Raw genomic sequence first — 8,953 nt, 5'->3', positions numbered from 1 at the left:
GCACCCTTGGAAGTTCCTTCACACTCATCTTCAGCATGTCCTCTCTGGCCATTCTGCCCTCCTTCCATGTCAGGGCATTCTATCAGCCAATAGGACATTTCTATTTTGGGCAAATAGGACATTATCATTTTGGGATTACAGGCATGGAAAAATTTTCATCCATAAAAGGAAATAAAAAAAATAGAGAATGGATTCTTCTTACCAGTTTTGGTATAAGCGGAACTTTAATAAGATTGGTAAACCTGGTTTCCTTCGCTTACCCTCAAATTAAGGATGGTGATAATGGAAATTTTTGATGAAAAATTTAAAAGTAATAAAATTAGTTATGTTTTACAATGCCTTTTAGCGTCTTCAACCGTTTTTATTATTTTGTTGGTTTTGGATGCAAAAAACAATGCGGTTGTGATTTCTGCTTTAGGGGCCAGCTCCTTTATTGCATTCACCATGCCTGAAAGGGTTTCCTCCAGGCCAAGGTACCTCATTGGGGGGTACATGGAGGGGATAATATCAGGAGGTGTGATTCATGCACTTTTGCCTTTTATTTCCGGGATTTTTTCAAGCGGGATATTAAACTATGCATTTTTTGGGGCGCTGGCGGTTGGGTTATCCATTTTCTTGATGGTGGTGATCCAAACGGAACATCCCCCGGCAGCAGGGCTTGCTTTGGCACTCATCATTAATGTGAGTGGACCCTCTTCACCTTAATTGTGGTTTTAGTTGGCATTATTTCTTTATCGGTAACCAGGGAAATTGGTCGCCATGCATTGAGGGATTTGTTATAAAATTCCATTATGAATAATAAAGAACTCCGTGAAAAATACAGGTCTATGGCCAAATGGTACGATTGGGCTGAGGGGATTCCGGAGGTTTTGGGTTTGAACCTTCTTAGAAAGAAATTAATGAAAAGGGCATTTGGTCGAGTCCTTGAGGTGGCTGCGGGCACCGGGCGGAATTTTAAATACTATCCTGCAAAATGCCGGTTGACCGCGGTTGATATGAGTGGGGCCATGTTAGGCTTTGCACAAAAAAAAGCCAAAGATCTTAAATGTTCAATTACCTTTTGTTTGATGGATGCAGAGAAATTGGGTTTTCCGGATCAAAGTTTTGACACGGTGGTCTCTTCCCTTTCCACATGTACCTTCTCTAATCCTGTGGGTGCCCTAAAAGAAATGGGGCGGGTTTGCCGAACAGACGGACGTATTTTACTTTTGGAGCATGGCCGAAGCAGTTGGGAAAAAATAGGGCGCTGGCAGGATAAAGGGGCGCCCAAACATGCCGAAATGTTAGGTTGTCATTGGAACCGAGAACCCCTTGACCTGGTCCGGGAAGCCCATTTGGTTCCTTTTACTTTTCACCGGACTTTTTTCGGGATGGTCCAAGTCATTGAAGCGATGAGGGAGCCCGTAATGAGTGAAAAGAGTTGAAAAGGGGTGAGTAAATTATTGTCTGGGTCTCTTTAATTGGATAAGAAAAAAAATAACCATTCCTTAAAAAAACAAATGATTGATTTTTTTTTCTTTTTAAATAGAAATGGATCTTTTAAAAGACCCGGAGGGGAGACTTTTTCTTGAATTTCAATTACAAAGTTTTTTTGACCAAATTGAGATCAAATTTCCCCCCATCCCTAAAATTTCAATTGACTTTTATTTGACCTGAAATAGGTTTACAGGGGGATAGACAAATACCAAAAGGGGGGAAAGGAATCCACTTTATTTAATTGAAGTGTTTTTTGACAATCTCCTGTAGAAATTTCGGAAATTAAATTAAAAATTTTAATTCAAAGAATTTCAATCAAATTCCCCTTAATTTTTAAAATAGACTATCCGGGGAATTTAAACACAGAACTTTTTAAGTTTCAAGGAAGTTTTTCAAGAAGACCAAGGCGATCAGGATTTAGTTTTCGGTTCCCGATACCTTTTCGGTTACTTTTATAAGGGCTGAAAAATCTTCATTCCCTACTTGCGCCATTGCGGCCTCATACAGTGCATGATTGGTTGCCAATTGGGAAAGAGAAAGGCATTGGTGATGGGCTTCTTCCATGGCAAGATGTATGTCTTTGGCCATATGTTTAACCGAAAAATTGGGATTAAAATCTCTGTCCATGACGGCGATCCCTTTCATTTTAAGTAGAAATGAAGAAAGGGCACTTGAGGTGAGAACCTCCAACATGGCTTCATGATTCAAACCTCCTTTTTTTCCCAAGGTCAGTCCTTCAAAAAGGGCCTGCATAGACCCTGCAATGATCAGGTTATTCACCAACTTCATTCGGGCCCCAGAAGACACAGGTCCCATATGTACGATTTTTTTAGAAAGAGGTTTTAAAATTGGGTTTGCTTCTTCTAAAACTTGGGGATCTCCGCCTACCATCAACACCAGTTCTCCGGATTCTGCCGCGGGTTTACTTCCCGTAACGGGGGATTCAAGGAATCGAACCCCTTTTGTTTTCAGAGCATCATTAATCTTTTGGGGTGTTGCGGGATCTACGGTTGTAAAATCAATTAACAGGGATCCTTTTGAGAGCCCTTCGATGATTCCATTTTGACCCAATACAGTCTGAAGAACGGAATGGGGATCTGCCAGCATGGTTAAAACCGCATCTTTATTTGACGAAGCCTCTTTTGGAGTTTTGGCCTCCTTTGCCCCCGCTCGGACCAGATCCTGAGCCTTTCCAGGAGTTCTGTTCCACACCGTGATTTCAAAACCTGCATCCAAAAGCCTTTTACTCATTCGGCTGCCCATGATTCCAAGGCCTAGAAACCCAATTTGTTTCATCCTTTGCCTCCTATCTAATGACTATTTTTCAAAAGATATGAACGTTTTTTTTAATGCCAATAGTCTATCACAATTTGTGGTTCCTATTGCTTAACCAATGATTAAAAGAGTAATCTTTCCAGGCTAACACAATGAAAGAGCGAGGGAAGAGAATTGGTGGGTAGGTTTGAAAAAATTGGAACAGGAAAGTTTGAAGTGGGGGGGCTGTGGGATTGGTTCCAAGGTTTAATCAAGCGGTATGGGAGGCAACCCAAGGTAGGCCTTGCCTTGGGAAGCGGGGCCTCCTGGGGGGTTGCCCATGTGGGCGTTCTTTCCGTTTTTCATGACCTTCAGATACGCATTTCTTTTCTTTCCGGAAGCAGTTCCGGGAGTTTTGTGGGGGCTTTATATGTGGGCGGGATTGAAGGAGAGTTGTTGGAAGCCTGCGGAAAGGAATATCGCTGGAGAGATGCAGGAAAATTTAACTATTTTCCAAAAATGGGAATTGCGACCAACGACCGAATGGCATCTTACCTTGAAAAGAAAATTGGAAACCCCCATTTTGAAGATTTAAGGATTCCGTTTTTTGTGGCGGCTACCAACCTCACCACTGGAACCATTAAAATTTTTAATAAGGGCCCCGTCCTCCCTGCCGTCCAGGCCAGTTGTGCCATGCCAGGAATTTTTGCCCCGGTTGAAGTGGAAGGGGAGTTATATTGTGATGGGGGGTTGTTAAATAAGGTTCCATGCCAAATTTTAAAGGATGCGGGAGCGGATATTGTGATTGGGGTGGTGTTGAGTTCAAGCATTCAAATGAAAAGGCCCACCAATTTGGTTGAGGTCATCGGCCGGTCTTTTGATATTGCCCTTTTTCGCCAGGCCTTTTCAGACTGCAAATCCGCTGATTTAATCGTCCGTCCGAATGTCAGTGATATCTATGAGTTTGGTTTTGAGCAAAATGAGATTTTAATTCAACGAGGAAAGGAAGCGATCATTAACAGTTTAAAACAAAAAGAGGAGTTTTTACCTTCACTGAATATACCCAAACCCGATTCATTTAGGGAGTAAACCGATCTGTGGTCAAAGGGATGGTTTTTTTACTTCGTGGTTTTTTTTTGATTCAAAAATCGGGAATCCGAAGGTATGTTTTTGTTCCATTTTTGATCAACCTTATAATTTTTTCTTTTATTATTTGGTTTGGGGCCAGCCAATTTAAACGCTTCATAGACCTTTTATTGCCCATCTGGTTGAACTGGCTTGAGTGGCTCCTTTGGCCATTATTTGCCGTTGTCATATTGGTTATTGTTTTTTATTTTTTTATTTTATTCTGTAATTTAATCTCAGCTCCCTTTAATGGGTTGCTTTCTGAAGCGGTTGAGGTTCATCTCACAGGAACCCTAATGCCTTCGGAGGGTGGAATAAAAACCTTAGTCATGAATATTTGGCCCGCCTTTATCTCGGAAGGGAAAAAAATTTTTTATTTCCTTTCCCGGTCCCTTCCTTTACTCCTTCTGTTTATTATTCCGGGGATCAATGTGGTTGCCCCGTTGGTTTGGCTGGTTTTCAGTGCCTGGATGTTGGCCCTGGAATTTGCTGATTATCCCATGGGAAATCATGGGTTATTATTTAAAGAGCAGCGTTCCAAACTTCAGGAAAAACGCTGGATGGTACTGGGCTTTGGGGGAGCGACCATGATTCTTTTAATGATTCCTTTTATCAATTTTATCGTCATGCCCACGGCCGTTGCCGGGGCTACTGTCATGTGGGTGGAGGAGTTTTCCGGCACGGATTGAAAAAATATGAGGGAACCGGAGAATATTGAATAAAGGTTTCACAGCAGGGCTCTGATTTTTCGTCCGACAACGTCCGGATCTTTTATCCCGGAGAGCCTTTCCTTCCTACCGTCCTTTAATTTTATGACCACATTCCCACAGTTGAACAAACGTTCCAGTGGACCCTGTTGCTGACTGACGGATTCTATAGCGGAGAGTGGAAATGACTGTTCCTCTTTCCCCAAAAATCCCTTTGCACGGAATACGGCATGACGGGTGACCCTGTAATGGGTGGTTTGGTGAAAATAGAGTGGGATGGTCAAAAGAACAGAAACCAACACAATTTCATAAAAAGCATTTTCCCCAAGCCCTAATCTGAAGGAAACAACAGCGCGAATTCCAATAATCGTTACAAACATCCAAATATAAATATAGGAACTCCAGGCGGGTTTTCCTTGCCAAACCAAGGGAGCTTCCCGTTCGGGTTGACCCATTGCATGAAACCTCTATTTGGATAAAAAGAACGGCTAAAGGGTTTAGTTGAGCTCCTTGAATATTCCCTGGATGTCAAGGGGGACAAGAACAATTTCAATTCGCCTGTTCTCTGAACGGCCCTCCGGAGTTTCATTGGTGGCCATGGGGCGAAATTCACCATATCCCACCGAGGATAAATATTTTCCTTCAAGGCGGCCTTCTTCTTGTAAAAACCGGAGGACATTGGTGGCCCGTTGTGTGGATAATTCCCAATTGGTCGGAAAACGTTGCCTCAGGTTTCCACCAATCGGAATATTATCGGTATGACCTTCGATCCGAATCTCTTTGTCATGAACGGTTTGAAGAATATTTCCCACCTTTTGCAAGATTTCTTTTCCCTTTGGTTTTACTTCAGCGCGGCCCGAATCAAAAAGAATTTTTTCAACCAGGTTTACAGAGAGTTTATCTCTGATTTGAGTGACTTTAATTTCCCCTTTTTCAATTTCAGTTTTCAAATCCGTTACCAGGCTTTCATAGGTTCCCTTAAGACGATCGATTTCAGCATCTTTCTGCGCCTTTAGGTCATCTGCCTCTTTCTCCTTTTCCGCCCTAATCCGTCCCGCTTTTCTCTCCATTTGAATCACTTGCTCGTTGGCTTGTTTGATTTCCAAATCCTTGTTTTCGATTTCTTCTTCCAATTTCTTTATCTTCCCCTCCTGTGCAGAAATTTGATCCTTTAGCTTTGCGCGCTCGGCGGAACTGGTTTGTTCAAGGGTCAGGAATTTAGATTTTGAAACACAAGAAAAAATTAGTGGAATCGAAAAACCCACAACAATAAGGTATTTTAAGAATAGCATTTTTTCCCTCCTAACTTTCCTCGTTTGATCGCTCTGTTTTTCCAGGAACAATGCTTCGGTATGTGATGATCCGAACTTTTTCCAGTGTGATCAGTCCTTCCCCTATAAGGGTGTCCAATTTAGGAAGAAAGGATTCAATACGGTCCGGTCGGTCTACGATTTCAATAACCATTGGAAGGTCTTCCGAGAGACGAAGAATTTTGCTGGTGTGAATTCGGCTGTGAGCCCCAAAACCCAATACTCCTCGTAATACAGTTGCCCCCGCCATTCCATGTTTTCGGGCCTCGTCCACAATAACTTCATACAAGGGGTATCCCTTATGTTTATCGCTTTCCCCGATGAAAATCCTAAGCAGTTCCGCTTCAGATGGAAGTCTCATAAAAGGGTTTTATAACAAACGGCCTAAAAACAGGCCTAGGAATAAGGTTGTTATGCCGATCAGATTTTGGGCCATGAGGTTTCCCATGGCCATGAGCCACTGAGAATCCCTAAGAAGTTGGGACGTCTCAAAGGCGAAACTGGAAAAGGTCGTAAAGGATCCCAAGAAACCCACCAGTACGATCATACGGACTTCACCCCCAAAGGTGAATCGGTGTTCCGCAAGGGACCAAAACAAACCGAATAAAAAGCATCCCATCATATTGACTAGGAGCGTTCCCCAGGGAAACCCAAATCCAAAGGTTTTTTGAATGAACCCCGATAATCCGTAACGCACTAGAGTTCCCAGAGCACCTGCGGTTCCAATCCAAATTAACTTTTGAAAGAATGTCATTTCTGCTACAGCTCCGAGACTTTTCCCATCTCCGAAAATTAGATTCTAAGTGGACGATCATATTAGAATTAAGTAATGAATTTGTCAAACAAAGGGAGAGTTTGTAAACTTTTTCCCCCTACCAAAAAGAAGGGTTTAAAGGTTAATTCAGCGGATGGACAGAGGTTATAAAAAAGTTTACAATAACTTTTTCTTTAGAAAACTGGGTCTTCGTGTAATCGAGTGGGTAAAAATTGTTAAAAAGTGTTTAAGGTCCATACAGGGCAAGGGTCAAGTCAAAGTTATTCTGTGGTTGAAGCCTTTGAAGTATTAGAGGTTCCTGCAAAATCCAGTTCGTCATTCCCGAATGGTTTTATCGGGAATCCAGGATTCAAAAAATCAACATCTTCTGGATTCCCGCTTTCGCTGGAATGACGGGAAGGGCCTGGATTTCCGCTTTCCCCTGCCTGCAAGTGCCCGCCGGACAGGCGGGTAATGACAAAATTTACCCACTCACTTCCACGATGAGCCAGAAAACTTAAGGTGAGAAAGATGGGAAAACCCGAAAGGAAGGACAATGAATGGTTGCACAATCTATCCATGACCCTTCGTCAGCAGATTATGGCGGCATTGAATGATGAGGTTTTAACAGCCAGGGATCTTTCACAAATGATTCGTATTTCGGAAAAAGAGGTTTTAAGTCATCTTTCTTATGTGGCGAAAAGTATTCATCCACCAAAGCGGTTCCTTATTATCCCATCGGTATGCAACCATTGCGGTTTTGTTTTTGAAGCTCGGCGTCGTTTGACTGCTCCAAGCGGATGCCCTCAATGCAGGCATGAAGGGGTGAGTCCACCCGCTTTTGGAGTTCAAGCAGATAAGGAATAGAATTTCTCCTTGGCATCCTTTCGAAAAAAGCAAAAGGGTGACGTGAAGAACACCCTGGCAGTTTACGAAGCACAGGCCGGGACTTTTTTGGCCCAATGGGGTAAGGAAAAATACAGAGTTCCCCCTTTGCTAAAAGAGGTCCTGAGGGAAATGCCAAAAAAAGGAATAATATTAGACCTGGGGTGTGGTCCAGGACAAGATATTTTCTATCTCAAGAAAAAAGGGTACCACCCCATCGGCCTGGATGGCGTGTGGGCTTTTTTAAAGTGGGCGAGGAGAAAAGATCCACAGGTTAAACTTATTTATGGTGATTTGAGGTATCTGCCTATTAAAAAAAATCGCTTGGATGTTATTTGGGCCGCCGCTTCCTTAATTCATGTTTCAAAACCGGATTTCCGAAAAGCCCTGAAGGGGATCGGATCCCTGATGAATTCCGGTGGAATTTTGGGAGCTACTTTTGCCCATGGGAACGTTTCCGGCCGTTTGAAAAAAGGGTGGATTCCTGGACGTTATGTTTCCCGGTGGTTAAAACAAGAGTTGATCGCTGCAGTGGTTTCCTCAGGGTGGAGCCTTGAGATGATCAAAACCGTTTCTAATCAAGAACGAAAAGGGAAATGGATTAATTTAATTGCCAGGAAAATATATTAAAAAAAACGAGGCTACCATGGGGATATTGTCGGTAATAATTGGATTCTTTGTAATTTTTTTAAGCCTGGGAGCAAAAACAGTGGATGAAAATGGGGGGGGTGAAAAGCCTTCATACGAAACACAGTTCCAATTTTTAAATCAAGGGTTTCTTACCCAGGAAAGGCCTGGGAAAAGGGTGGAAAAAGGGATTTTATTGGTGGCGGATCCCAAACTTCAGGGATCCTATTTTGAAAGGTCTGTGATATTAATTACCGACCATGGATCGGTTGGCTCCCTCGGGGTGATTGTGAACAGGCCTGCCTCCATGCGTTTGTTTCAGGTTTTGCCTGATATTGAAGAATTAAAGGACCGGTCCGATATTCTTTATGTGGGTGGACCGGTTTCCCCCCAGTCCCTGGTTTTACTTCTTAAAAGCCAACACCTATTTGATTCATCCTATCACGTTATGGATGACATTTATTTTAGTGGTGAGGTGGATACCTTATTAAAGGTTATCACTAAGGCTGATCCTGAAGATACTTTTAGGGTTTATTCTGGGTATTCCGGATGGGCCCCAGGGCAACTCGACGGGGAACTGGCACGGGGTGTTTGGCGTGTTCTTCAGGGTGTCTCAGGAGATATTTTTAATGAAGAGCCGGAGTCGGTTTGGGAGAAAATGATCCGAAGATCTAGTCAGCAGTTTATTCAAGGGAGGGAAAATATCGGTGTCACCTCAGTGGGATTGACGGATTCAGTACGATTGTTTTTTTGGGGGGAAAAATAAGTTTTTCGAAAGAGCGTTGTTGACGGATTCATCTCTATCTGATAGCATT

General features: G+C 42.8%; 14 protein-coding genes. 8 read left to right on the top strand and 6 right to left on the bottom strand.

The features are described from left to right. From VGB26_09535 to VGB26_09525, 3 genes are all read left to right on the top strand, one after another. The coding region (locus VGB26_09535; GenBank protein ID HEX9758029.1) for a hypothetical protein at positions 1–296 on the top strand (296 nt) is incomplete at its 5' end. Next, on the top strand, positions 283–705 hold the full coding sequence (locus tag VGB26_09530; protein ID HEX9758028.1) for an HPP family protein: 423 nt from the start codon (positions 283–285) through the stop codon (positions 703–705). The genes VGB26_09535 and VGB26_09530, both read left to right, overlap by 14 nt. 86 nt (positions 706–791) lie before the next feature. Then, positions 792–1,424 (top strand): class I SAM-dependent methyltransferase, encoded by a 633-nt coding sequence (locus VGB26_09525; GenBank protein ID HEX9758027.1) that lies wholly within the window; start codon positions 792–794, stop codon positions 1,422–1,424. A 469-nt stretch (positions 1,425–1,893) separates the two neighbouring features. Here the strand turns inward: VGB26_09525 and VGB26_09520 are convergent, their stop codons facing one another. Then, entirely contained in the window at positions 1,894–2,772 is an 879-nt protein-coding gene (locus tag VGB26_09520; protein ID HEX9758026.1) for an NAD(P)-dependent oxidoreductase, read from the bottom strand. Between the two features lie 156 nt (positions 2,773–2,928). Between VGB26_09520 and VGB26_09515 the strand changes: the two genes are divergently transcribed. Both VGB26_09515 and cysZ read left to right on the top strand, forming a co-directional pair. Beyond that, entirely contained in the window at positions 2,929–3,819 is an 891-nt protein-coding gene (locus tag VGB26_09515) for a patatin-like phospholipase family protein (GenBank protein HEX9758025.1), read from the top strand. A gap of 8 nt (positions 3,820–3,827) precedes the next feature. After that, a complete protein-coding gene (gene cysZ / locus VGB26_09510) occupies positions 3,828–4,544 on the top strand; it encodes a sulfate transporter CysZ (GenBank protein HEX9758024.1) in 717 nt (238 codons plus the stop codon). Between the two features lie 38 nt (positions 4,545–4,582). On the opposite strand, the gene VGB26_09505 is transcribed toward cysZ, so the two are convergent. From VGB26_09505 to VGB26_09485, 5 genes are all read right to left on the bottom strand, one after another. Next, positions 4,583–5,017, bottom strand: coding sequence for a PH domain-containing protein (locus tag VGB26_09505; GenBank protein HEX9758023.1), 435 nt, complete (start codon positions 5,015–5,017; stop codon positions 4,583–4,585). Between the two features lie 42 nt (positions 5,018–5,059). Continuing rightward, a complete protein-coding gene (locus VGB26_09500) occupies positions 5,060–5,854 on the bottom strand; it encodes an OmpA family protein (GenBank protein ID HEX9758022.1) in 795 nt (264 codons plus the stop codon). A 10-nt stretch (positions 5,855–5,864) separates the two neighbouring features. After that, the gene (locus VGB26_09495) at positions 5,865–6,233 is read right to left on the bottom strand and encodes a DUF190 domain-containing protein (protein ID HEX9758021.1); all 369 of its coding nucleotides are present in this window, start codon (positions 6,231–6,233) and stop codon (positions 5,865–5,867) included. Positions 6,234–6,242: 9 nt separating this feature from the next. Next, a complete protein-coding gene (gene crcB, locus VGB26_09490; protein ID HEX9758020.1) occupies positions 6,243–6,626 on the bottom strand; it encodes a fluoride efflux transporter CrcB in 384 nt (127 codons plus the stop codon). Positions 6,627–6,907: 281 nt separating this feature from the next. Further along, positions 6,908–7,183: a hypothetical protein gene (locus tag VGB26_09485; protein ID HEX9758019.1), complete on the bottom strand. Its 276-nt coding sequence runs from the start codon at positions 7,181–7,183 to the stop codon at positions 6,908–6,910. Here VGB26_09485 and VGB26_09480 point away from each other — a divergent pair. The 3 genes from VGB26_09480 to VGB26_09470 are packed head-to-tail and all read left to right on the top strand — an operon-like array spanning position 7,158 to position 8,904. Next, positions 7,158–7,493: a transcriptional regulator gene (locus VGB26_09480; protein ID HEX9758018.1), complete on the top strand. Its 336-nt coding sequence runs from the start codon at positions 7,158–7,160 to the stop codon at positions 7,491–7,493. The genes VGB26_09485 and VGB26_09480 overlap by 26 nt on opposite strands. Positions 7,494–7,535: 42 nt before the next feature. Further along, positions 7,536–8,141, top strand: a complete 606-nt coding sequence (locus VGB26_09475; GenBank protein HEX9758017.1) for a class I SAM-dependent methyltransferase — start codon at positions 7,536–7,538, stop codon at positions 8,139–8,141. Then, positions 8,122–8,904: a YqgE/AlgH family protein gene (locus tag VGB26_09470; protein ID HEX9758016.1), complete on the top strand. Its 783-nt coding sequence runs from the start codon at positions 8,122–8,124 to the stop codon at positions 8,902–8,904. Before VGB26_09475 ends, VGB26_09470 begins: the two co-directional genes overlap by 20 nt. The last annotated feature ends 49 nt before the right edge of the window (positions 8,905–8,953 follow it).

The organism is Nitrospiria bacterium, from assembly GCA_036397255.1.
Lineage (GTDB): Bacteria > Nitrospirota > Nitrospiria > DASWJH01 > DASWJH01 > DASWJH01.
The sequence above is the reverse complement of the archived record's forward strand: the minus strand, read 5'-3'. Positions and strand labels throughout refer to the sequence as shown.